Source organism: Pseudomonas sp., from assembly GCF_051660785.1.
GTDB lineage: Bacteria > Pseudomonadota > Gammaproteobacteria > Pseudomonadales > Pseudomonadaceae > Aquipseudomonas.
This window is the reverse complement of the sequence record NZ_JBOFQE010000059.1, coordinates 100,022-123,992: the sequence shown is the minus strand read 5'-3', so window position 1 is coordinate 123,992 and position 23,971 is coordinate 100,022. Positions and strand designations below refer to the sequence as shown.

The 23,971-nt window shown below is 58.9% G+C and carries 18 protein-coding genes; 5 read left to right on the top strand and 13 right to left on the bottom strand.

Annotated elements, in window-relative coordinates:
- Position 1: 1 nt before the first annotated feature.
- Positions 2-3,421: a bifunctional diguanylate cyclase/phosphodiesterase gene (locus ACRC4F_RS16215; RefSeq protein WP_438660250.1), complete on the bottom strand. Its 3,420-nt coding sequence runs from the start codon at positions 3,419-3,421 to the stop codon at positions 2-4.
- A 407-nt stretch (positions 3,422-3,828) separates the two neighbouring features.
- Between ACRC4F_RS16215 and ACRC4F_RS16210 the strand changes: the two genes are divergently transcribed.
- The gene (locus ACRC4F_RS16210) at positions 3,829-3,969 is read left to right on the top strand and encodes a hypothetical protein (RefSeq protein WP_438660249.1); all 141 of its coding nucleotides are present in this window, start codon (positions 3,829-3,831) and stop codon (positions 3,967-3,969) included.
- A gap of 38 nt (positions 3,970-4,007) precedes the next feature.
- Here ACRC4F_RS16210 and ACRC4F_RS16205 read toward each other — a convergent pair whose 3' ends face one another.
- From ACRC4F_RS16205 to ACRC4F_RS16150, 12 genes are all read right to left on the bottom strand, one after another.
- Entirely contained in the window at positions 4,008-4,763 is a 756-nt protein-coding gene (locus ACRC4F_RS16205; RefSeq protein ID WP_438660248.1) for an ABC transporter ATP-binding protein, read from the bottom strand.
- A complete protein-coding gene (locus ACRC4F_RS16200) occupies positions 4,757-5,818 on the bottom strand; it encodes a FecCD family ABC transporter permease (protein WP_438660247.1) in 1,062 nt (353 codons plus the stop codon). Before ACRC4F_RS16200 ends, ACRC4F_RS16205 begins: the two co-directional genes overlap by 7 nt.
- The gene (locus ACRC4F_RS16195) at positions 5,815-7,002 is read right to left on the bottom strand and encodes an ABC transporter substrate-binding protein (RefSeq protein WP_438660246.1); all 1,188 of its coding nucleotides are present in this window, start codon (positions 7,000-7,002) and stop codon (positions 5,815-5,817) included. The genes ACRC4F_RS16200 and ACRC4F_RS16195 overlap by 4 nt, the downstream gene beginning before the upstream one ends.
- Before the next feature lie 59 nt (positions 7,003-7,061).
- Positions 7,062-9,476, bottom strand: coding sequence for a TonB-dependent siderophore receptor (locus ACRC4F_RS16190; protein WP_438660245.1), 2,415 nt, complete (start codon positions 9,474-9,476; stop codon positions 7,062-7,064).
- 98 nt (positions 9,477-9,574) lie between these two features.
- Positions 9,575-10,552, bottom strand: a complete 978-nt coding sequence (locus ACRC4F_RS16185; RefSeq protein ID WP_438660244.1) for a FecR domain-containing protein — start codon at positions 10,550-10,552, stop codon at positions 9,575-9,577.
- The gene (locus tag ACRC4F_RS16180; protein ID WP_438660243.1) at positions 10,553-11,068 is read right to left on the bottom strand and encodes a sigma-70 family RNA polymerase sigma factor; all 516 of its coding nucleotides are present in this window, start codon (positions 11,066-11,068) and stop codon (positions 10,553-10,555) included.
- A gap of 84 nt (positions 11,069-11,152) precedes the next feature.
- On the bottom strand, positions 11,153-12,337 hold the full coding sequence (locus ACRC4F_RS16175) for an aminotransferase class V-fold PLP-dependent enzyme (RefSeq protein WP_438660242.1): 1,185 nt from the start codon (positions 12,335-12,337) through the stop codon (positions 11,153-11,155).
- A gap of 15 nt (positions 12,338-12,352) precedes the next feature.
- Positions 12,353-13,597, bottom strand: coding sequence for an MFS transporter (locus tag ACRC4F_RS16170; protein ID WP_438660241.1), 1,245 nt, complete (start codon positions 13,595-13,597; stop codon positions 12,353-12,355).
- Between the two features lie 16 nt (positions 13,598-13,613).
- Positions 13,614-15,464, bottom strand: a complete 1,851-nt coding sequence (locus ACRC4F_RS16165) for an IucA/IucC family protein (protein ID WP_438660240.1) — start codon at positions 15,462-15,464, stop codon at positions 13,614-13,616.
- Positions 15,465-15,512: 48 nt separating this feature from the next.
- Positions 15,513-16,661 (bottom strand): NAD/NADP octopine/nopaline dehydrogenase family protein, encoded by a 1,149-nt coding sequence (locus ACRC4F_RS16160; RefSeq protein WP_438660239.1) that lies wholly within the window; start codon positions 16,659-16,661, stop codon positions 15,513-15,515.
- Positions 16,662-16,689: 28 nt separating this feature from the next.
- Entirely contained in the window at positions 16,690-17,733 is a 1,044-nt protein-coding gene (locus tag ACRC4F_RS16155) for a PLP-dependent cysteine synthase family protein (RefSeq protein WP_438660238.1), read from the bottom strand.
- Between the two features lie 14 nt (positions 17,734-17,747).
- Positions 17,748-19,142, bottom strand: coding sequence for a Y4yA family PLP-dependent enzyme (locus ACRC4F_RS16150; RefSeq protein WP_438660237.1), 1,395 nt, complete (start codon positions 19,140-19,142; stop codon positions 17,748-17,750).
- 610 nt (positions 19,143-19,752) lie between these two features.
- Here ACRC4F_RS16150 and ACRC4F_RS16145 point away from each other — a divergent pair.
- The 4 genes from ACRC4F_RS16145 to ACRC4F_RS16130 all read left to right on the top strand — a co-directional run bounded on the left by ACRC4F_RS16145 (position 19,753) and on the right by ACRC4F_RS16130 (position 23,921).
- Positions 19,753-20,643, top strand: a complete 891-nt coding sequence (locus ACRC4F_RS16145; RefSeq protein ID WP_438660236.1) for an HpcH/HpaI aldolase/citrate lyase family protein — start codon at positions 19,753-19,755, stop codon at positions 20,641-20,643.
- Positions 20,644-20,668: 25 nt separating this feature from the next.
- Positions 20,669-21,070, top strand: coding sequence for a ParB N-terminal domain-containing protein (locus ACRC4F_RS16140; protein WP_438660235.1), 402 nt, complete (start codon positions 20,669-20,671; stop codon positions 21,068-21,070).
- A 133-nt stretch (positions 21,071-21,203) separates the two neighbouring features.
- Positions 21,204-23,432, top strand: coding sequence for a TonB-dependent receptor (locus ACRC4F_RS16135; protein WP_438660234.1), 2,229 nt, complete (start codon positions 21,204-21,206; stop codon positions 23,430-23,432).
- An 87-nt stretch (positions 23,433-23,519) separates the two neighbouring features.
- On the top strand, positions 23,520-23,921 hold the full coding sequence (locus ACRC4F_RS16130; protein ID WP_438660233.1) for a fe2+ zn2+ uptake regulation protein: 402 nt from the start codon (positions 23,520-23,522) through the stop codon (positions 23,919-23,921).
- Positions 23,922-23,971: the final 50 nt, after the last annotated feature.

Below are 23,971 nucleotides of genomic sequence, written 5' to 3'. Positions count from 1 at the left end.
CCTATCCGAGCGGTTGAAATCCGCTGTGCAGGTGAGTCCGGAGCCAGTCTTCGTAATCTGCTGCAGGCATCGGGCGTCCGTACAGGTAGCCTTGCCCTTGATCGCATCCTGTCTGCTTCAGAAACTGGTGCTGCTCCTCGGTTTCAACACCTTCAGCAATGATCTTGAAACCCAGCGCGTGGCCTAACTCCACGATCGTCCTGGTGATGGCGACATCACTTTTGTCGTGCGGCAAATCGGAAATAAAAGAACGATCAATCTTCAGGCTGTTGATGGGCAAAAGCTTGAGGTAAGCCAGGGACGAATATCCCGTTCCGAAGTCATCGATGGCAGTCGTTATCCCAAGGCTTTGAAGTGTGCTCAGCACCTCCCTGGAGTGTTCGGGACTGGCCATCATCAGGCTTTCAGTCACCTCCACCTCGAGCACGATGGCAGGCAAATCATACTTCTCCAGTGTGCTCCTGATCGTTTCGACGTAATCGCTTCGATCAATTTGCAAGGCTGCCACGTTGACAGCGATGGCGCCGTGGGGAATGTGAAGGTCAGTCCAGCGTCTTATGTCGCGACACACCATATCGACGACGTGCTCGCCGATTGGAATGATCAGCCCTGTGCTTTCCGCCAGGGGAATGAAATCGTTTGGGGGTACCAGCCCTCGTACCGGATCACGCCAGCGAAGAAGAGCCTCGGCTCCGACGACTTGGTTATTCAAAAGATCTATCTTCGGCTGGTACCAGATTTCGAACTGGTTTTTTTGCACGGCACCCCTCAAGAGGCGCTCGCTGTTCATTCTTTCCTGGGCCCGTAGGGTCATCTCGGGCTGGTAAAATCTGTAATCGTTGCGTCCACCTTCTTTCGCGCCGTACATCGCCGTGTCAGCCTGCCTCAGCAACTGTTCAGGTGTTTCGGAATCGTGAGGCGCCACTGAAATTCCGATGCTGGCTGTCAGTAAAGTGGACGTGCCTTTCAGGTCAAAAGGTTCTTGAAGCGAGTGCAGGAGTTTCTTCGCGATGATAATGGCGTCGGTGGGGTGAACCAGATTATTGAGAATCAACGCAAACTCATCGCCACCCAGGCGAGAAACGGTATCTTCGGAACGCACGCATGACAGGAAGCGGCTCGCAGCCTGTTGCAGAAGCAGATCACCCATCGAATGACCCAGACTGTCGTTTACCGTTTTAAAGCCATCCAGGTCTAATACAACAACGGCCAGGGCTTGATCGTAGCTCAGCGACAGGTCGAGGGAATGCTGCAGTCGTTCGTGGAACAGCGACCGGTTAGGTAACGCTGTCACTGGGTCGTAATGCGACATTCGCTCAAGATCGGACTGCGATTGGTTGATGGCGGAGATGTCTGAAAATACCGCCACGTAATTAATGAGCTTGCCGGTGTCGTTGTAGACGGTGTTGATGGTCAGCCATTCTGGATACAGTTCTCCATCCTTTCTTCGATTCCACAGCTCACCCCGCCAGAAGCCATTGAGTTTCAGCGTTCTGAGTATGTCTCGATAAAACGACCTGCCTTGTTTGTCGGACATCAGAATGTTGGGTCTGAGGCCTATGGATTCCTCGGTGCTGAACCCTGTGATTTTCGTGTAGGCAGCGTTTACGGAGAGTATGAGGCCGCGAGCATTGGTGATGATCACGCCGTCAGCCGTATGGTCCAGCACAATGCCGGCCAGGCGCAGCTGTTCATGGCTCTGCTTGATCTCCGTGATGTCCGTGGAGATCCCCAGTATTCCCGTGGGCTGGCCATCGGCTCCGCGCAACACGCACTTTGTTGTCAGGTAAGTATGCGTCTGGCCCTGTTGCTGTACCTGATCTTCGAAGCGAAGGACGCCGTCGGTCGACAGCACTTTTTTATCGTTTTTGCGAAGGATTGATGCCTCATCGGCGGGCAGGTAGATTTCCCGTGACTTGCCTTCCATTTCTTCGAATTTATAACCGGCTGATTGCTCGAACATTCGGTTGCACAGTCGAAGTTTCCCCTCGGTGTCATAGACATAAATAAGTGAAGGGGCATTATCTACGATGTCCAGCAACAGGGCCTTTTGCGTGAGCAAGGCTTCTTCAGCCTGTTTGCGGTCAGAGATATCGCGCACTACCGCGTAAAGCATGGACTCCCCGGAAAGACTGACGGCGCACAGGGTTATCTCAGCCGGAAATACAGTGCCATCCGCTCGCTTGTGCAGCCACTCGAAGCGGTGCACACCGTTCGCCAGTGCCGTTTCCAGCATGGCTTTTGCCTTGATCGTCGTTGATTGCCCGTCGCTCTGGAACGGGGGAGAAATATCGGTAGCCATGATCTTGTTGAAGGTCGTCAGGTCGTGAAAACCGAAGACTTTCATTGCTGCTGCGTTCGCATCGGTGCAAACGCCGCCCCGGCGCAATATCCAGATGGGATCGGGAGAGCGTTCGAAAAGGGCACGAAAACGAGCCTCGCTTTGCCCCAATGACAATTCCACGGCCTGGCGGTCTTTCATTTCCCGGGCCAGTTCAGTGTTTCGTTGGCGGATAAGACTGTGGCTTTTACTGAGATGCGCGGCAAAGAACGTGAAAATCGCAGTGCACGTCAGGGCAACGAGAAAAAGCGCGGAATTAAAAAGGGAACTGGCCGGCCAACCGTGTTCAGGGATCGCAGCGAGCTGCCAGGTGCCCCCCGGCACATCGACCACAGTGGTCATTGCTTCTTGCTGAAACAGTTGAGGACTGCCGAAAATCATGCCCCCACCGGCGCCCGAACCATTTTCTCCGCGTATGGCAATCTGCAGGCCTGCAACATGATTCAAGCCAGCGGCATCCAATAGCTGACTGACATCGGTCACCACAGAAGCGCTGCCCCAGTACTGATCATTACCGTCCGAATCACTGACAAATACCGGACGTCGATGGATAAATCCTTTACCACCTTGAATCAGCTCGACCGGCCCGGCCAAAAGAGGCGTCTTCAGTTCGCGAGACCGCACGACTGCCTCATATTGCTCAGGCACTTTTCGATAGTCCAGGCCGATGATTTGCAGGTTTCCTTCAAGGGGGAAAACATTGCGAATCACATCATTCGGCGCAAGTGCTATATGGCGGATATGGGGTTGTGAGGCTATCGCCAACTTCGACATCCCGTCGAAATGCTCGGGAGAGATTCCACCGTCCAGCCTGAGCAGCTGCGCAATGCCTTCCGTTACATCGAAAGTGGAGCGTATTTCGCTTTCAACCCGCGCCCGTACATTGGCTAATCGAGAAGTGACTGAAGTTTTGGCCTCGTGTAAAGCCTCCCGCGAATCCAGGGTGCCCAAGGTTGTGGAAAGCACAACTCCGGTCAGCAGGATGCTTCCCGGCAACACAAACATTCGCCACCAACTCTGGTGCTCTTGAGCCTGTGCGGGTCCATTGCGTTCTGCGGTTGCCGCGCGTGATTTTTCCAAAGCGTCAGTCCCTGGATTCAGTCATTGAAATAGCACGGGTCAGATCACCGGAGTCCTCGTCTCGACGCCCCCTGAGTCAGGGTATGAGTGTATGTCCAAATTCGATGACCAGGGGAGAGAAGTCAACAATCGCTGGCGAAGGGGGCCGATTGGCTGCGCATATACGACATGTTTGTGCTGATCACGCCATGTTCCCGAACTTTCGCTTGAACTTGCCTGTCGATCAAACAACACGCTCACCGGCGCTCAAACGCACCCGCGGATCGTGAATACCCCATGACCGATCCGGCACCACTACAAAAAGGGTGATAACGATGAATTGTCTTATTTGCGTAGGGGCCGCAGAGCGTATTGAGTGCCTTGGCCCCTGGGAGGAAAGAAACTGTCCGGACTGCGGACGCTATCGCGTGGCGGACGAACTCGTGTTGGCGTTGATGGATCAGGGGCAGATTTTCGATGTGAGCAGAACAAGAAGCTGGCTCGACAACAAGCGTCAGGCAGGCGTGACGCCTTCTATAGAAATCCATGAGGCGCTGCTGGTGCAATGAGGGGGCAGCTCCATCGTCAGAGCATTCCCCTCACGAAATCAAACGATATCGTCAATCAAGATATGGTGTTGCCCCCGACTGCAGGTTTCGATTCGCGCCTCGACCTTGTAGACGTTGCGCAGCATCAGCTCGGTAATCACCTCGCTGCTCGGTCCGCTGCCTTGAGTTGTTCCGTTGGCGATCACCAACACCTGGTCGGCAAAGCGCAACGCCTGGTTCAGATCATGGATAGCGATGAACACGATCACCTCGCGTTTACGAGCCAGTGCCCGCATGAAGTTCAGCACTTGCACCTGCCGGTGCATGTCCAGCGCGCTGGTCGGCTCGTCCATTAGCAGGATCTCCGGTTCGCGCACCAGCGTTTGGGCGATGGACACCAGCTGTTGCTGGCCGCCGCTGAGTTCGCCGAGGTTGCGAAAGGACAGCTCGGTGATCCCGAGTGCGCCGAGAATCTCGTCGACCAGTCTCAATTCGTCGTCGTGGACGACCCAGCCCGGTGTCAGTTGCTTGCGCGCCAGCAGCACTGATTCGTAGACCGTCAGGCGGGCACTGGCATTCAGGCCCTGCGGCATGTAGCTGATGCCCTGCTGGCCCTTTTTCGAGTCCTGCAGAATGACCTGGCCCGGCCCGTCAATCAGCCCGGCCATGCGTTTAAACAAGGTGGATTTACCCGCTGCGTTCGGCCCGACCACGGCAACCACCTGACCGCCCGAGAAGCAGGCGGTGCTGACGCCTGAAATGATCTCGCGCTGCCCGTAACGAGCGCCGAGGTTATCGAGCTGGATCTTCACCATGAGTTTTTCTTCCCGCTGAGAATCAGAGATATGAAGAACGGCACACCGATCAGTGACGTGACGACGCCGATGGGGAAAATCGCGCCCGGGATCAGGGTTTTGCTGACCACCGAGCTGGCGGACAGGATCAGCGAGCCGGTCAGTAAAGAGGCTGGCAGGAAGAATCGCTGATCCTCGCCAATCAGCATCCGTGCGATGTGCGGGCCGACCAGTCCGATAAACCCGATGGTGCCTACAAAAGCCACTGGGAACGAAGCGAGCAGGCTGACCATGATCAGCGTCTGGAAACGCAGGCTGCGCACGTTGATCCCGAAACTGGCGGCCTTGTCATCGCCCAACCGCAGGGCCGTCAGTGCCCAGGCGCGTTTGGCAAAGATCGGCAGGGTGATCAGGATCACCAGGCAAATCACCCCCAGTTTCGGCCAGGTGGCTTTGGTCAGGCTGCCCATGGTCCAGAACACCACGGCTGCCACGGCTTGTTCGGTGGCAAAAAACTGCACCAGGGCCAGCAGCGCATTGAAGGTAAACACCAAGGCAATGCCGAGCAGCACGATGGTCTCGGCGGTGACCCCGCGGCGCATGCTCAGGAAGTGGATCAGCAGCGCTGACAGCATGGCCATGATGAACGCATTCACCGGCACCATGTACTGCGCCGCCAGCGGGAACAGCGCCACGCCGAATGCCAGGCCCATGGCAGCGCCGAAACTGGCAGCGGCGGAAATGCCCAGCGTGAACGGACTGGCCAGCGGGTTGTTGAGGATCGTCTGCATCTGCGCGCCCGCCAACGACAACGCGGCACCGACCGCAACGGCCATCAGCGCGACGGGCAAGCGGATTTCCCACATCACCACCCGTACTTGCGCTGACGCGGTATCCGGCGAGAACAGCGCGCCGAGCACTTCATTCAGGCTGTAACTCGCCGGCCCGAGGGCCAGATCAAGCAGCACACTGCAAATCAGTAGTATCACCAACCCGCCCAGGATCAGGCGTTTGCGCAGCACCAATCGACGGTAGGTGTCGCGCTGAACGACCATTGCTTCGTTCAGTGAGGTCATTGTTTGGCCTCAGGCTTGTTCAGGCTGACAAAGTATCCGGACTCGTACGGCACCGGCAGAAATCGCTCATGCAGTTCGCGCAATGACGCGTCCGGGTCCAGCTCGGCAAACAGCGTCGGATGAAACCATTTCGCCAATTGCTGGATGGCCGCGAACTGGTAGGGACTGTTGTAGAACTGGTGCCAGATGGCATGAAAGGCTTGATTGTCCTGAGCCTTGATGCCCGCGTAGGCTGGGCGTTGTGTGTACCACGCCAGTTTGTGCCGGGCCTGGGTCATGTCCGCCCCCGGGCCGACGCCGACCCAATGACCACCGGGGGCAAAGGCTTCCCAGTTGGCGCTGGTGACAACCACCTGGTCCGGGTTGGCGACGATGACTTGCTCGGGGTTCAATTGGCCGAAGGTAGTGGGAATGATGCTTCGGGCAATGTTGTTGCCACCGGCCATGTCGACAAAAAGGCCGAAATTCTCGTTGCCAAAACTCAGGCAGCAATCATCGGTGTAGCCACCAATGCGCTCGATAAACACGCTGGGGCGGGAAGGGTGGCGCGCCTCGATGACGTCGGTGACGCGATGGATCTGCTGGTTGCGAAAGTCGATAAAGGCCTCGGCGCGCTGTTCCTTGCCGAACAACTGGCCGAACAGGCGCATGGTCGGCTCGGTGTTTTGCATCGGGTTATTGCGAAAGTCGACGTACACCACCGGAATCCCCAAGGCGTCGAGTTTCTCGATGTAGCGCGCATCTTCGGTGGCGTGCTGCGCCTCGATATTGAGGATGATCACATCGGGTTGCTGGGAGATCGCCTGCTCGATGTCGAACGTGCCGTCTTCAAAGCCGCCAAACGTCGGGATCTTTGCGATGGCGGGAAACTTGCGCAGGTAGGCGCCGTAGGTGTCCGGGTCCGACTGGATCAGGTCCTTGCGCCAGCCGACGATGCGTTCAATGGGGTTTTGCGTATCCAGCGCAGCGACCAGGTACAACTGGCGGCCCTCACCGAGAATGACTCGCCTGACCGGGAGGTGCACCTTGACCTTGCGCCCCAGCAAATCAGTCACCGTGCCGAGCGCGGGATCCGGGTCGGCGGCGAGTGCGTGGCGTGGCATCAGCGAACACAGCGACAGGCCCAGCAGTCCTGCGAGCAGCAGCGTAGCGAAGGTTTGAGGTCGTCGGAAGCGGGTAACCATGGTGTATTCCTTTGCAGAAGTCAGATCGGACAACGACTCAAGTCGCCGGACCGGACGGTTCAGAAATCGACGGTGGCCGACAGCAGCAGGGTGCGGGGTGAACCTTGGGAGAAAGCCCCGTACGAGGCGACACCCGACCAATACTCGCGGTCGAACACGTTCTGCACGGTGGCGCGCAATGTGGTCGGGTGCTCCGCAATGCGGGTCGCGAAACGTGCCCCGGCATCGAAGCGGGTCCAGGCATCCAGCTCCTGGGTGTTGGCCTGGTTCACGTACTGGCGGCCGGTGTAGATCGCGCCACTGGTCAGCGTCAGCCCCTCGACCCACGGCGTGTCCCATTCGGCCCAGAGGTTGGCCTGGACGTCAGGGACGCCGACCGGTTTATTGCCACGGTTGGCAGCCACACCGGTCTTGGTCAGTTCGCCATCGAGGAGGGTCACGCCGCCCAGCAGGCGGGTGCCTGGGGCAATCTCGCCAAATACATTGAGCTCTACACCGCGGTTGCGTTGCTCGCCTTGTACCGAGAACACGCCAGAGGCCAATTCACCGCTGGGCTTCTTGATCTGGAACAGCGCCAGTGTCGACATGAAGCTGCCGTAGTCGACCTTGACCCCGACTTCCTGTTGCCGGGAGATGTAAGGTGAAAAAATCTCCCCGGCGTTAGAGGCGGCGGACGGCGCGATGTCACCCTTGCTCAAGCCTTCGATGTAGTTGTAGTAGAACGACACGTGATCCCAGGGTTTGGCAACGACGCCGAACAGCGGCGTGGTATCGCTTTTGTCGTAGGAGGTCGTGACCGTCCCGGCCGCGTTGTAGTTATCGGATTTGATGTTCTGATTGCGCAAGCCGACGGTGACTTGCAAACGCTCGTCCAGCACCGAAAGGGTATCGGCCAGGGCCACGCCTGACAGTTCGCTCTCGGAGATTTTCGGCGTGTCCGGTTTGGCGATGAAGGGTTCTGGACGGTCGACCGGGTGGTAGATATTCGACAGGATCGCCGGGCCGGAAATGATGCCCCGGGACAACTCATCGCGATAACGGGTGACTTGCAGGGCGGTGCTGTGGCTCACCGGTCCGGTGTCGAAGCGCAGGCGGGCGCCGGCGTCGACCGTGTAACGCTGGACTTCGAATTTGTAGTAGCCGGGGATTGAGGACGTGTCGCCGGCCGCGTTGATGATGGTCGGGGTCTGATCGGACATGCGCGCCACCTCCGATTTGCCGCCACCGGCGTGGGCAAATACGGTGAGGGCATCGTTGAGGTCGTATTCGCCACCGAGCAACGCCGACTGGTCACGGGTTTCTGACCAGCCCCAGTCCTGGCTGACGCTGGTACGGCCGTTGGCCGCAGAGGGAATCGGTACGCCGGGAGCGATGAGAAACGGCCGGGACGCGGCGTCGAATTGTTCTTTCTGGCTGATCAGGTCCAGGGTGGTGCGCAGGCGATCGCCCTCATAGTCGAGGGAGATGGCGCCGATGTCGATGTCTCGGGATTGCTTGTCGATGGCGGTGTCGCCTTGCTGGACACTGCCGTTGATCCGTACGCCGAATCGGCGTTCCTCGCCCAGCCGCCGACTGATGTCGAGGTGGCCACCGAGCTGCGAATCCATGGCGTAACTGGCGGTGAACCGAGTCAAGTCCTCTTCGAGGGAACGCTTGGGCACGACATTGATCACGCCGCCAACCGCGCTGTTGGGCGACATGCCGTAGAGCAGGGCGCCGGGGCCTTTCACCACTTCGATGCGTTCGACGTACTCGGTGAACACCCGGTAGTTGGAGGCCACACCGTACACGCCGTCGAACGCCAGCTCACCGAGATTGCCTTCACCGACGGGAAATCCACGGATGAAGAACGAATCGACGATGCCTCCGGTCTGGCCCGTGGAGCGTACTGAGGAGTCACGCTCCAGCACATCGCCGACGGTGATCGCCTGCTGATCCTTGATCAATGTCGAGGTGTAGGTGCTGATGCTGAAGGGCGCGTCCATCACATCGGTATTGCCCAGCAGACCGAGGCGCCCCCCGCTGGCGACCTGGCCCCCCGGATACACGGGGGGCAAATTGTCGGTACGTCGGTCGGTGCCATTGATCGAGGTTTCATCCAGGGTCAACTGGCGTACCACCAGGGTGTAGCTGCCGTCGTCGCGCAGAACCATTTCCAGGCCACTGCCGGCCAGCAAGCGTGTGATTGCGTCCTGCGTGGAGTAAGTGCCGGACAACCCTGGACTGATCAAGCCTTCGGTGATCGAGGGCTGGAACGACAGGGCAATGTCGGCATCCACGGCAAAGCTCGACAGGGTTGCGCCGAGCGGCCCGGGGGCAATGTTGTAAGCATGGACAACAGCAGCGTCCCGTTGCGCCGGTACGGCGGCCAAGGCAAGCGGGCTCGCGGCACCGGCCAACACAAGGCTGAGCAACACACGGCGAATCACTGGCTTGAGCGGACGGTCCGGCCGTGAGGGCCGCGCGACGAGCATGAATGGATGACCTATGGAAGGTGAAAAGGTTATTCCTCTCTTTGCCAGTTGAGATCAAAAAAAGTATCACCGGCAGCGAATTATTTTTTTTCGCGAGGTCAGGCGGGAGAGAGCGTCACCCAGTAACCGCTCAAGTGGCCGGTGACGAGTACCGGGTAGGTTTGCACCAGCATGTTCAATGTGCGCTGGGTATCGCTGATGGGAAAGGCGCCGGAGATGCGCAGCTCGGCAATGGCCGGATCACAGCGTACGAAGCCTCTGCGGTAACGCGCCAGCTCGGCGACGAAATCCGCGAGCCGCATCTTGTCGGCCATGAGCATGCCTCGGATCCAGGCACCGACGTGACGATCTGTCGGGTTCACCTGGCCAAATGTGCGGGATGAAAAATCGGTGCGCTGCCCGGCGTTGATGATCAACGGAGCCGTCTGGCTGCTATCCGCCAATTCGACTCTCACTGCGCCTTCGAGTACCGCGAGATGGGTACGGGACTGCAGTTCGTGAACCGTAAATCGCGTGCCCAATGCCTGCATCCGTCCCTGGCGTGTGCTGACCAGGAAGGGGCGTGCCAGCGGTGAAATATCGGGCGCGGTCTGCACCAGTATTTCGCCTTCGCGCACGTTGATGAGCCGCTGATTGGCGTCGAAGATCACATCGATGGCGGTGTCGGTATTCAGGGTGATCTGCGAACCGTCGGCCAGGGTCAACTCACGGCGCTGGCCTACAGCCGTGCGGTAGTCGGCGGACCATTGCTGCGATTCCAGCAGTTTCCAGCTACCCCAGCCGGCAGGCAGCACCGCCAGAAGCAGGGCCAGTTTGCCCAGCGCCATGCGACGTTCGGGATTGCTCGGGCGATCCAGCGCCGACATCGCCAAGGACGATGGCAACCCGCCGAGCTTGCTCTGCAGTAATTGCGCACGAGACCAGGCACGATCACGTTCGGGAGAACTGGCCTTCCAGCACTCCCATTCAGCACGCTCGGCGTCGCTGAGCTCGCCTTCACTCAAGCGCATCAGCCATTCGGCCGCTTCTTCGAGCACTGTGCTGTCGAGTTGGGGGGCATTGCGACGAGTGAGCATTCATTCCACCAGCATCAGGCACTGCACGAAGGCCTGCTTCATGTAGCGCTTGACGGTGATCAGCGAGACGTTCAGCTGCTCGGCAATGTCGTCGTATTTCAGGCCGCCGATCTGCGACAGCAAAAACGCGCGCTTGACCAGCGGTGGGAGCGTGTCGAGCATCGCGTCGATCTCGTGCAGGGTTTCCAGCACCATGAAGCGCAATTCCGGTGACGGCACTTCGGGCGCGGGCAGGTGCGCGAGGGCATCAAGGTAGGCGCGCTCAAGCGCCTTGCGCTGGTACCAATTGACCAGAATGCCCTTGGCCACACAGCACAGGTAGGCCCGGGGCTGCTCGATGACCGTGACCTGGGAGGCCAGTATGCGAGTGAAGGTGTCCTGCGCCAGATCCGCCGCATCCATGGCGTTACCCAGTTTTTTTCGCAGCGTGGCGTACAGCCAGCCGTGATGGCCGCTGTACAGCGCTTCGATCGCGCGCAGATGATTGCTGTTATTCGCGGGAAGGGTATCGCTCATGGCGGCGGCTTTTGCAATTGAGAAGTATTCCCAATGCTAATTGACAAAGACGCTCCGGCGCAAGGGTGATTCTGCATCCCGTTTTCAGATTCGCGGCATGTGCATCAGCGCTTCAATCAGGGTGTCGATTTCGGCTTCTGTGTTGTAAGCGTGGACCGAGGCACGGCTGACTTCCTGCAAGCCCCGTTGCTGCATGTCGAGCAGCGTTGAACGGAAGGTCGAGGTGCTGACGTTGATCCGTTTGCCTTGTCCCGCCAACCATTGCTGTACGTCTGCGGCGCTGCTTCCCTGGCGCGTGAACGTCACGATGCCGGACGTGAGGGCGCCCCTGTCTCGGACTGTGACGCCAGGCACCTCGGCCAGTCTCTGACGCAAGTGGCGGGCCAGTTGCTGAATGCGCTGCCACATCGGCTCGATGCCTTGCGCCAGTGCGTATTCAACCGCTGCACCCAGGCCCAGTTTCGCGGCCACGTTGCACTCCCAGTTTTCGAAGCGTCGTGCATCGTCCCGAATCTTGAACGTATCGGGCGTCAGCAACGATGCGGCATGCAGGTCGAGAAACGCCGGCTCGAGGTTTTGGCACAGCGACTTTTCAACATACAGAAACCCCATGCCCCTGGGACCTCGAAGGTATTTGCGGCTGGTTGCTGCGAGGAGGTGACAGCCGATCTTGCGCACATCAATCGGCATTTGCCCGACGCCCTGGCAGGCATCAAGCAAAAACAGCACGCCCGCGTCCCGGGCCAGCGCACCAATCTGCTCGATGGGCTGCACCGGTCCGCCGTTGGTCGCGATCACCGGCAACGACACCAACGCCACGCGATCATCGCCCAGCATGTCCTGCAAGGCGGGAAGCGAAACCTGGCCCTGTTCATCGTTGGGGATGATCCGGATCTCAATGTCACGCTGCTGTTTCAGTTGCAGATAGGGAATGAAGTTGCCGGCGTATTCGGTGGTGGAGGTCAGCACTACATCACCGGGTCGCAGCGGCAATGAATAAAAGGCCATGTCCCAGGCGCGGGTGGCGTTTTCGATGACGGCGATTTCGTCCGGATCGGCATTGATCAGACGGCCGATGGCGCCGTAGACATTGTCCAGTTCAGGCGCACGCAGGCCGGCTGCCTCATAACCACCGAGACGCGCTTCAAGTTGCAGGTGGCGCGTCACGACGTCGATCACCGGGTCAGGCATCAGAGACGCACCGGCGTTGTTGAAGTGAATCAGCTGCTCGACACCGGGCGTGTCGGCGCGCAGTTGTTCAATGTTCAAAAGCAGACTCCTTGATCAGTCGCCGGGCGGCGCCTGGCTCGGCTGCATGACCACCGGCCAGTAGCGCAGGGCAACGATGGGGATCAGCGCAACCACGTAGGCCAGGCAAACGAACAGGTAGGTGTACTGCAAACCATAGACCTGGCTGAGCAAACCACCGGCCGAAATGCCTGCAATCGAGGCAAATTGCGTGGTGCTTTGCGCAATCCCCAGCACGTAGCCCTGTTGTGAGCTGTCGGCGGTTTTCGAGATCAGCGCCATCAGCACCGGGGTGGTGGCGCCCAGCAGAACGCCCCATATGAAATAGGCAATCACAAACACGGCGGGGTTGCGTGTGACACCGGCGATGGCGGTCAGGACGACGCAACCGATGACAATGTAGGTGATGCGGTGCAGGGTTTCCTGTTGGGTGCGGTGCTCAAAGTAGCGCGACCACGCCGTGGCCGAGAGGATGAAACCCAGCGCCAGCAAGCCGTAGCACAGGCCGACCACCGAGTTGCTGACCTCGAACACCGAGCTGACATACAGCGAGAAAGAGGTTTGCGGCAGCATCCGCGCCAACAGCAAAATGCCCATGACGCCCAGCAGCGACAACAGCGGAGTGCCTTGCCAGACGCTGCCTGAACGACTGACCGGCGTCGCCGTGTCCACGGCTGGCGTTTTCTTTACGGGTGGAACATCCGGCAACGTCACGGCCGCCACCACGGTGCAAATGGCGCACAGGACCGAGGCGATGATGTTGATCCAGAAGAAGGTCGCGTAATCGAGGATCAAGCCACCGACGACGGCACCGAGCAACGAACCGACGTTGGTCGATATCTGCAGGATCGCGAACAACCGTGCCCGTCGCGAAGGTGCTTCGATGCTGACGCCGTAGGCCTGGGCCGGGGCGATATACCCGGCAAACGCACCTTGCAGGAAGCGCAGGACCAGGATCACCCAGATGTCGCTGAACAGGGCCAGCCCCAGCTGGGTCAACGACAAACCGGCGAGGGCGCGGATCATCATCAGCTTGTGGCCGTAGCGGTCGCCGATACGGCCCCAGAAGGCGCTGGTCAGAATAATGCCCAGCATCGGACCGACGTAGACGGCGATGCTGGCGAAGCTGAATACCGATTCCGAAGCGGTCAGCCCACGCAGGTGGACGGGCCAGAACGGCCCGCTCATTTCCATCGCGCCCATGGAGATGAGCTGGATCGCGAACAGAAGGTAAATCAGGATTCTTACTCGCGAACCCTGGATGGGACCTGCATGGGACATGAGTCAGCCTCGGTGGTTAAACGGCATCAAGCGGGTTGGTCAGCGTGTGCTGCAAACGATAGTTGGAGTACTGCATCAAGTGCATTCGCAACAACGAGCGGGTTGGCCATGGGTCCTGAACGAACGCTTTGCGCTCGACTTCCCAAAGCGCCGGCGAGACCCGGTCACGCACGGCTGCGAAGGCGTTCTCGGTTTCCTCACGCAAGACCTCCCACATCCGATTGTTGTCCAACGCGTATTCCTTCGTCAGCCACAGGGCCATTTCGTGAAGGTGCGTGAGGAACGCCGCGTCCAGCACGAACATGCGCACCGGCTCGATATCCTCGACGAACACCGTCGGCAAGATGCCCGGCTGGACATGCGGTTGCAGGGTATAGCCGCGTTCCTCCAGCAATGGAGCATAGGTCCTGCCATCGCCGAAATCGCGGATCAGCAGACTACGTGCTTTGCCATCGGGGGAAAACAGCACCATGGTGTTTTGCTGATGCGCTTCGAGCCCGATGCCGTACAGCAGATAGATCGCTACCACCGGATGGGTGACCACGCTGGCGTATTGGCGGAACCAGCGCTCGACCGTGTCGGCGCTGGCCCGAACGCCGTCGCGCTCGATCAACTCGGTAAACAGCGGACGACCGCTGCCGGGCAAGCGGGTGAACAATGACGCCACGGTAATCGGCAGGCAATCGTCGCTGCGTTCAAACGCCTGCTGACTGGCGCGATAGACCACGGACAGATGACGCCCCGGCGCATCGTCCTGGGTGATCGCGTTTTTGTAACGCACGCCGATCTCTTCCGGGAAGATTTCCAGCTGCCGGTCGAAGCCGTTTTCGGCGGCGAGAATCTTCGTGATCACCGTGCTGATGCGCGGCCCCATGTGAATCGACTTGGCTTGCAGGCTGCGCAGCTCGCTGGTCATCCACAACGCGATCGGCAGCTTGATCAGCGGCGCTGATTCGTCCAGCACTGGCATCATCGTGCGGTACGACATGGTCGGCAGGGTCTGGATGTCCGGACCGTCAGTGATCAGGATGCCTTCTTCGATTTCCGCGGCAAACGTCTTGAGGACGTAGGCCTGCAAATGCCAGGCGTGAATGGGCAGTGGCAACCACTGGGTTTCATTCAGACCCTTGGCGTTGAGCGAGGCTTTCCATTGCTCCCATTGCGCCGGGAAGTTACTGGCAAACCAGGCGTGGTAGCTGGTGACGTGCGGCATGCTTTCGCTTTTGGCCATGTCGGCGCGCAACGCTGCAATGCGAAGCGGCACTTGGGCGTTGAATTCCGGCGACAGTTGCTCGACTTCGGCGTCACTCAGGCCCGGACGGGATTTCCACGTCGGGTAATACGGGTGGCCTTCCAGCGAACCCCATTGGTCCAGCAGGATAGCCGCGTCCTTGGTGCTGGCGTGTTGGCGAAGATAATCGGTGAGGCTGTCGAGGCCGTGGCTTTTGGCGGCGTCGGCCAGGCGCGCGTTCCATTCCTGGCGATACTGGCGCGCATGGGCATCGTTCAGCAGGCTGTTTTCCATGTCCGACTTGAGCCCGGCCATGCCTTCGTCGGTCGGTTCGAAGTCGAAGCTGTCGCGCAGCACATCCAGCAAGTCCTGATGACTGTGAATCAGCTGGCGTACGCCTTCATCGGTCACCAGCACCACGTCACCATCGTTGACCAGCGTGTCAGCCGGCCCCATGGCGATATCAGTGAAAAATACGTGGGCACGGGCGTTTTTCAGCGGGTAGGTGGCCTGATTCCCCTCGGCGGAAAAAACCAGGGCCGAACGGTCCAGAATGTTTTCGGCAAACAAGCAACGGATCAACCGTCGCAGGGCGTTTTGGCGGGAGTAGGCGATCAGTGTCTTGAGGTCATCCATATCAGCTATCTGCTCGTCGAGAAGTAAATGAAGAGGCGAGGGCGCGACTCATGCCGTGCGCGGCCAATGGCTTGGGAAGTAATCCAGCGCCGAGTCGCGCAGGCCTTGCATGTAGGAAACGCTCCAGTGCAGGACTTCCTCGATGTAGGGGATTTTCAGCTCGAAACGCCTGGCCATTTCCACCAGCAGCACCAGGCCGTAGGCGACGTCTTCGTTGAAGGCGCGGCTCTCGCGTTCGATCACGTAACCGGCGCGGTTGTCATCGGCGGGCACCATCGGCGCGAGGATGTCGTTGTAGGCCTGATTGGTGCGCAGGATCGACAGCATGCTGCTCTGGTCGCGAATCTGTTCGCCGTAGGCCTCGACAATTTCCTGCTTCAGGGATTTGACCGACGACAGGTCGACGCCCATTCGCTGGCTGATGACGGCGCACAGCTCCTGACTTTCCTGATCCATGCGCTCGAGGAAATAGGCGCCCAGTTCGGGGCATTCGGTCCACCAGCACATGCGCTGGGGAAAGATCTTGCGATGCCATTGGCCGTAGGGCCCGATCAGCCCGTAAATCACCGAGCTGTGCATGATCGGGTTGCCCGGGGTGAGGGTGATTTCGAGGTAGTTGTCGAGCATCGTCACGCAGGGCCCGTAGAGCACGGTGAGCATGGCTTGCAGGTGCTGACGGGACGCTTGCGATTCGCGGGCGTGGGTCGCCACATACAGCTGGCTTTTGCCGCCGCCCATTTTGATCGACAGCCCGGGCTTGAGATCGAACGCCGTGTGCGGGACATCTTTCATGCCCCAGATCACCAGGTTCGGCCGGTCGGCCAGCGTGGCTTCGGCCAGCCAGTCGAAACCGCAGAAGCCGGGAATCGCGCCGATGTACACCGGTTTGCTTGAACTCAGATGTGGAGCAACGGCTTGCAGGGTGTGCGGTCGGGCATGGGCCGGCACGGTGATGATGACGATGTCGGCCTCCTCGACGGCGACGCGTGCGTCCGTGGTCACCCGATCCAGCCGGGCGCTCAGCGTCGAGCCGTCCGGCATCAACGCCTGCATTGGCGTATCGCGAGCGTGTTGGTCGACGATCTCCAGGTTGCTGGTGAGCATCGAGACCTGAACATTGGGCAGCTGTTTGAACAGGATGGCATTGAGGTGACCGGTCCTGCCTCCGCCACAGATGGCGACTTTCAGCGGTTTCATTGAGAGGCGTTCCTGTGTGGGAGGCGCGTCATGCGACGCTCAGTTGCAGAGGTGTAGAGACCGAGTCCAGCCATTGGGTCTTGCCCAGCCAGATATCCAGCTGCGGCGCGACATTCGGGTCCAGCAGGTCACGCTCTTCCAGCCATTGATCGTCGAATACCGTGTGCAGGTATTTTTCGCCGCCATCGGCAATCGGCACCACGACGTTGCCGGTCAGCACGCCTCTGTGGATCAGTTCCAGTGCCTTGAAGATCGCGCCACCGGTGGATCCGCCGACCAGCAAGGCCAGGTTGCGAGCGATGTAGCGTGCCGTTTCGAAGGCTTGGGAATCGGTGACTTGCACGCCCAGGTCGATGCAGCTGTAGTCGAGCACCAAGCCCACGGTGTCCCCGGCCGGGGTGCCGGTGCCAGATTGATAGTACGGATAGCCGGGATGGCCAAAGACGATGGAACCGGCCGGTTCGACCGCGACAGTGACGGTGTCGGGGTTGTGCAGTTTCAGCCCGCGAGCGATCCCGGTCATCGAACCACCGGTGCCGACGCAACCGACGTAGGCACCTACACGACCTTCGGCCTGGGCAATGGTCTCGCGCACGAAGTCGCTGTACCCGCCGGCGTTGGCGGCATTGTCGGATTGGTTCATGAACACCGCGCCCGGAATCTGCGACGCGAGTTCGGCCGCTAATCGTTGGCGCTCGACCACCGCGACTTCATCTTCGCGGTAGGTCCCGGCGACAAACCGGACTTCAGCGCCCAATGCCTTCATCACGGCGATCTTGTCCTGAGCGGCGTGGTGATCGACCACGGCGATGAAATGCAGGCCGAACTCGACGGCCGCCATGGCCAGGCCGATGCCGGTGTTGCCGGAAGACGATTCGACGACGACGCCACCAGGCTTCAGTCGTCCGGACTTGAGCGCAGCCAACACCATGTTGCGTGCCATGCGGTCTTTTATGCTGCCGCCGGGATTGTTCTTTTCAATCTTGAGCAGCAGTCTGGCGTTTGTATCGGGGACATCAATACCCAACATCGGCGTATTGCCAATAAGGTCCGAGACTTTATTCAATATCATTTGAAGTATTCCCTCTAATAGTCCGGTGAAAACGCGTAGTTACCTTGCGTACAACAAGTCGCCATCAATCGCCGGGGCAGGGGATGGCGATGAAACTCGTTCTCCAGCAAGTCCATCTGATAGCCGGCGGTATTGACGTAAATCAATAAATCGCCCGCTTGCGGTGAAGTACTGAAATTGATCAGGCGGTGGGTAATCACATCGTCATCCAGACAACTGTGGCCGGCGATATAGGCCTTTACCGGGTGGTGCGGTAGTTGTCGGGTGCTGACCAGTATCGGGTCGACGAGGTATTCGGATGAGAACCAGGTTTCGCAGGCGCTGAAACTACTGCCTTCGACAAAAATGACGGTTTTGTTGTCGGCCAGCTGTTTGTTCCGTGTAATACGAAATACTGATATAGCGGCCTGATCCACCAGACTTCGGCCGGGTTCCAGTGCCAGCGTCATGTTTTGAATTTTCAAGTAACCGGCAATGGACAATCCTGGTGAATGATCGGCTTCGAGAAATAAAGCCAGCCATTGGCAGGCCGTCAGGCGACTGCCATACGGGTAGAACGAGTCAGGAACAACATGGTTGTAATAATGGCTCGGCTTATTGTCGTTCTCCAAAAAACTGTCATAGGCCTGTGGCTCGACATAACGCATTGGCAGGCCTCCGCCAATGTCGATCAGGGTTGGGTTCAAACCCATTTCCCGCGCCGCTTCGACGAATCCGCTCACCTCGCGAAAGGCCTGTACCCGACTTTCGAATCCATAGCCGCCGAGATGAAAATGGAAACCTTCAAAGTGGAAAGTCTCGCGTTGTTTCGTGAGCTGTTGCAGACATTCAAGCACCTCGTTCGCACCCATTCCGAAGCGACTGGTCGGGCTGCTCTGCGGTCTGTAACGCAGTAAAACCCTGGCCTTCACGGGCTCCGGCATGGATTCGACCAGCGCTCTGAGGTGACCGTACTCTTCCAGCGAGTCCACACAAATGAGTGAGCCGGCCTGCACCAACGCCCGATGAAACACTGTGGTTTTGGCCGGTCCCGTCGCACACAATCGTTCCGCTGGCGTGCCGGATCGCAGCGCCGCGTCCATCTCGTGGATGCTTGAAACGTCGACACCGATGCCAGCATCTGACGCCGCGCCCAGCACGCATTGGGACTTGTTGGCTTTGGCGCCATAAAAAATAACGTGTTGCACATCGTGCTGTTTCAACACCGCCTGCAGGGCGCGAGTGTTGAGTTCAAAGGCATGCGGCCATACCAGATTCAAGGGTGATCCGTATTGAGACACGAGTTCCAGGAGTGTTTGCGGATACTGGTCGATCAGTCGAGCCACAATAGGGTCAAGCATCGGTTTAAGCAGTTCTGGTTGATGAACTTCTATCCGCTCGTTCAATGTCGGTGCAATTGTAATAGGCATAAGTAACCCCTGGCATCGAAAACGTCGCCATTCCTGTTTCGATAACTAAGCGTTATCGACAGATGTGATCTTTCTGCTCGTCAGTGGCGAGCGCTTACCGATTTTGGAGGCGGATGCCATACAAAACCTGAAGATGAATCAGGGGTTATAAGCGTAATAAATACTTCACAAAACAATGGCATGAGAACCCCATTCCATAAGGTTTGTACGGACAGATTGAGGGGCCATTAGTTGATCGCCCAACCCTCTGTAAAGTGCCAGCAGCTGACATTCAAATGACATCACTTCGCTGTATTTCCCGTGAACATGAACGCTTGCTTTGATACGTGAATTGTTTCTCTTGGCGGCGAGAACCATATTGCTAACGCGAACCATTATCAAGTAAGGTTTTCAAATATTTTGAATTAACACTCGTTCAACGAGAGTGCAGAAGCGTTTATTTGCCCACTCTTGCAAGCACTCGTTTCTGCATAAAAAAAACCTTAATACCTTGATGAACAAGGCGTTAAGGGTTGATGCAACTCGCCAATTCCGGGGCCGAAAATCCTACGCGCCGCAGACCCGAAAATTTTTGAAAACCCACGACTGATGCATGCCAAGGAGAGATTCAATGACCACTGATCATCTCAGCACCCAAGCGACGCTCCCCATCAGCTACCTGTTCGTTCCGGGCAATCGTCCCGAGCGTTTTTCCAAAGCGGTCGATGCCGCACCGGACGCAATCATTCTGGACCTCGAGGATGCCGTTCATCCCGCCAGCAAAGCCGCCGCGCGAGCCGCTATCTGGGCTTGGCAAGAGAGCACGCCGACTGTTCGCTGCCAGCGTTACATCCGTCTGAACAGCGTCGGCAGTTCGCTGTTTCGCCAGGACCTGACCTGGCTCAAAGACATGCGTTACCCCGAGCGTTGCGCGGGCATTTTCCTGCCCAAGGCGCAAAGCCCCGAGGACTTGTCACGGGTCGTCGAGCAGCTGTTGGCATGGAATCGCGAACTGAAGATCGTCGCCATCATCGAGACCGCCAAAGGCTTGCAACAGGTCGAGGCGATTGCTGCCATACCCGGGCTGGCACGCCTGGCCTTTGGCTCGCTGGATTTCTCCCTGGACATCAATTGCAGCCAGATCCCCGAGGCGTTTCTGTTCGCGCGAAACCGCATTGTGCTGGCGTCGCGGACCGCCGATTTGCCGGCACCCATCGATGGCGTGACACCGGCGATCAGTGACATGACCGTGGTTGCGCAGGAGTCGCATTACGCCCGGTCCCTGGGGTTTGGCGCCAAGCTGTGCATCCATCCCGCGCAGTTGAGCACCGTCCAGCGTGCCTTCCTGCCCGATGCGCGGCAGCTGGCCTGGGCGGATCGGGTGCTCAGTGCCGTGTCCGGAGGCAGTCACGCGGTGCAAGTCGATGGTGAAATGGTCGATCTGCCTCTCATCGAACATGCGCAACGCCTGCTGGACGTGGCCAGCCGATACGCGTTGGCCGCCAAGGCAGATGCCTGCTGAACCGCCGTCGAACAGGAGATAAACCATGGGGCACGGTTATCAGATTGCGCTGCGGCCATTGTGCGAGGTGTTGCAGTCCGAGCAGGTCGATCCAGCCAATGTGGCGTTGCTTCGCGAGGCCATCATCCGGGCCGGGCACTGGCTGGAACCGATCATCGTCGAGCGCTCGAAAGGCATCGTGATGGACGGCAATCACCGGTTCAACGCAGCGTTGCAGTTGGGATTGAAAAGGGTCCCGTGCATCCAGCTCGATTACGCCGACCCGCGAGTCTGCGTGCGGCATTGGCAGACCGGCCAAACGTTCGAGGTGGCACGGATTTTCACCACGATCGCACGCGGCGAGCTGTTTCCGTACAAGACCACCCGACACGCGTTCGACCCGGCATTGCCGGTGATCGCGATACCACTGGACTGCCTGTACGCGTGATTGACCGGGCAGGCTCCTCGGCTTCACGGCCGAGGGGCTCAAAAATTTTCGAAGAGAGGGTGATACTTTTTCGCAGGTCGACTGGCAATAGGAGTGATTACCATTTTCTCTCGCCAAAAAGGATCCTTACGTCATGCCCGTTTCCAGTCGACCATGCGGTGAGCGCGCGTTAACGCAGGCCATTCGTACCGCCATGCTGAGTTTTGCCCTGGTCGCAGGAAGCGCCAACACCTGGGCCGCCGCCCCACAGCAACAGGATGCTGACGTCGCCAAGACGCCTGACGCTTCGGCAAACCCGAATGCCGATGGCCTGACAATCGGCGCGACCAACATCAACGCCAGTTACAGTGGTCCGACCGCATTGCCGGAAGTGCTTGCCGGTGGCCAGGTCGCTCGCGGTGCTCGCCTGGGGATGATGGGCAACAAGGATGTGATGGACACACCGTTCAGCGTGACCAGCTACACCGCCAAGACCCTGGCCGACTTGCAGACAGTGACCGTCGCCGATGCGCTGGAGCGCGATCCTTCGGTGCGCTCCACGGGGCAGACGGGTGGCATCGTCGACTCCTTTTTCATCCGAGGCTTTCCGGTTGGCGAAGGCAACCTGGGCGAACTGGCCTTCGACGGCGTGTATGGCGTGGCGCCCAACTACCGGGTGTTCACCGACTATGCCGAGCGCGTCGAAGTGCTCAAGGGGCCGGGTGCCCTGATGTACGGGATCTCGCCGAACAGCGGTGTCGGCGGCGTGATCAACATCGTTCCCAAGCGGCCACTGGCCGAAGACCTGACGCGCTTTACCGCGAGCTACGCGTCGGACTCGCAAGCAGGCGGCCATCTGGATCTCAGCCGTCGCTTCGGCGATGAAAATCAGTTCGGCGTGCGCTTCAACGGCACCCTCCAGGGTGGCGATACCGCTATTGACGACCAGAAACGATCGGTCGATATCGGTGCGATTGCGCTGGATTACCAAGGAGAGCGCCTGCGCCTGAACCTTGACTTCATCAGCCAGAAAGAAAGCTTCGAGGCACCTTCGCGGCCCTTCACGGTGGCGCCGGGTATCGATGTTCCTTCTGCACCCAACGGTCGTACCAACAACACGCAGGATTGGGGATGGTCCGACACCAAGGAGCAATCGGCGTTGTTGGGCGGCGAATATGACCTGACTGGCGCGGTCACCGTTTTCGCCCATGTCGGTGGCGGCAAGGCAGACGTCAAGCGCAAGTCCGACCAGGTGCCGAGAATCCTCAACGACGCAGGCGATACCAGCAACATTCCCGGTTACTACAAATTCAACGTCGATCGCTCGACGGCCGACGTGGGTATGCGCGGCGTATTCGCCACCGGGCCTGTCACCCACACGACCACGCTGATGGCGACCCGGTATCAGGACGAACTGTCCCGGGGGATCAATAACGGCACGGCCATCAATTCGAACCTCTACCACCCAGTGGATGTGCCCGAGCAATTTATCAGGGCGCCAAAGGTGCTGCGCATTTCCGAGTCGGAGTTGTCCGGTGTGGCGTTGACCGACACTCTCTCCGTGCTCGACGACCGCATCCAGTTGACCTTGGGCGTACGCAAACAGGACATCGAGTCGCGCAACTACAGCGCGACAGGTTCGGTCAGCTCCAAATATGACGACAGCGCCACGACCCCGCTGGTGGGTGTGGTCGTCAAACCCTGGGAGGACGTTTCGCTCTACTACAATTATGTCGAGGGTTTGAGTAAAGGTGATATCGCACCGGGCACCGCGGCCAACTCCGGCGAAACGTTCGCACCCTACGAATCGAAGCAGCACGAAATCGGCGTCAAATATGAACATGGCACGTTCATGACCACCCTGGCGTTGTTCCAGATTGAAAAGCCCAGTGGCGAAATCGGCGCAGGCAACGTGTTCTCGGTGCAGGCGGAGCAACGCAACCGTGGCGTCGAGCTGAGCATGTTCGGCGAAGTCGCGCCGGGCACCCGGTTGATGGGCGGCGTGACCTTCCTCGATGGCGAACTGACGGATTCCGCCACAGCCGCTAACCGGGGCAACGAACCGGTGGGCGTGCCCGACGTACAAGCCAACCTCTGGGCCGAATGGGACACGCCGTGGCTGGAGGGCTTCACGCTCACTGGCGGTGCGATCTACACCGGCAGCCAATACGTCAATCAGGCCAATACTCAGGAGCTGGATGCCTGGACGCGCTTCGATACGGGCGCTCGCTACACGACCAAGATCGAAGGCCGGCCGACGACGTTCCGCGCGACGGTGCAGAACGTTTTCGATCGAGAGTACTGGTCCGGCGTCGCCTCGTATGGTGCGTTCTCACCGGGTTATCCGCGGACGCTGCAGCTGTCGGCTACGGTCGATTTCTGATGCAAGCGGGTCGTCGGCGATAACGTTTGGTGAATAACCACGTCTGCATTTCTTGATGCCTGAAAGTTTTTGAAAAGGAGTATTCGAATGTTAAACCACTCAGCATCGGCGACCCACGCACCCCTGAAATTCCGATCGACGCCTGCTCACCGGGCATTCGAATTTGAACGCAGTTGCAACGAGCATATCCGGGCGTTGCTGCGCTATTACGGATTGCGCACCAGCCTTATCCGCTTGAAGGTGATTGACGCGTTGCTGGTCGCGGCGAGGGAAGGAACGCCCATCGGTGTGCGCGGAGTGCACGCCTATCTGCAATCCTTCTCAGCCGATTTATCGTTTATCAGCGTGCGGGAAGTGCTCAAGCGCCTTAGTGAAGAGGGTGTCATTGTTTTTGCGGCAGACAAGAGTTACTGCTTTACTGCGCAGGCTATCGAAATACTGGAAGCGCATTCTGACCGCGAAGACTCAGCCGCCTATATAGGCAGGTGAGTTCCGAGGGATTCCCCCGACCCGTATCACCGGGTCGGGGTAGTCCATTC